Annotated in this window: 2 protein-coding genes; one reads left to right on the forward strand and one right to left on the reverse strand. The window is 76.1% G+C overall.

Going from position 1 to position 842, the window contains the following annotated elements:
• A partial coding sequence (locus G6N77_RS19560; RefSeq protein ID WP_205678455.1) for a hypothetical protein occupies positions 1-657 on the reverse strand: 657 nt, incomplete at its 3' end.
• Between G6N77_RS19560 and G6N77_RS19700 the strand changes: the two genes are divergently transcribed.
• Positions 644-842, forward strand: a 199-nt coding sequence (locus G6N77_RS19700) for a hypothetical protein (RefSeq protein WP_240902451.1), incomplete at its 3' end; no start/stop codon positions are given. The genes G6N77_RS19560 and G6N77_RS19700 overlap by 14 nt on opposite strands.

The following is an 842-nucleotide window of genomic DNA, read 5'->3' on the forward strand; positions in this document are numbered from 1 at the left end:
TGCCTCGGCCTGGGCCTGCGCGGCGGCCGCGGCATTCTTGACCTCCTCCAGCCGCGCGATCACGTCCACCAGGGCGGCCGGGTCTACCGCGGCGACCACCGCCCCGTCATAGCCGGCGGGCCCACGGGCAGCCGCCTCGCCAGTCACCGCACCGTTCACCGCGCCGTTTGCCGTGTCGTTCGCAGTGTCGTTCGCCGTCTCGTTCGCCGTGGCGTTCGCAGTGGCGTTTGCCGTGCGGTCCGGGATCGCGGACGGGCCGGCTGTTTGCCCGCCGCCGGTGGCGCGGCGCGTTCCTCTGGAAGCTGCTAAGCCACGGCCCGCGGGCTTGCCGGCCCCCGGCCCGGGTGCCGGGTCTGTTGGCCCGGCACCCGTGGTGCCGCCCAGGGCCAGCACGACGTCGGTGGCCGCGGCAGCCTGGGACTGGGCCTTCGTGGCCGTTCCCCTGGCGGCGGAGACGTAGTGGGCCAGGTCCGCGAGGTTTCCCGCCGGGGCGCCGGCACGGATTTGCTGGCCGAGCCGGGCCGCGGCGTCCTCCGCCCGCCGGCACGCCCCCGCGGCGAGCTCGTGCGCCAGGGCCGCATCCAGCTGGGCCAGTACGACAGGGTCAAACGCTCCCGCGCACTGCTCCAGCAGGAGCCCGGCGGTGGACACCAGCACGGAACAGCCCTGCCCGGACGACACCGCGGCCCCGGCGAACCCCGGCCGCACACCCGGGGCCCCCGATGCCGGTTCCGGGGCTGCCAGGGGCACTCCCGACCTCGCTTCCGCAGCGGCGAACGGCAGCCCCTCACCCGGGGTGGTCTGGCCCGGAGTCCTTTGGCCCGGGGTGGTTTGGCCTGGGC

Source organism: Arthrobacter silviterrae (assembly GCF_011045165.1).
In the GTDB taxonomy this organism is placed as follows: domain Bacteria; phylum Actinomycetota; class Actinomycetes; order Actinomycetales; family Micrococcaceae; genus Specibacter; species Specibacter silviterrae.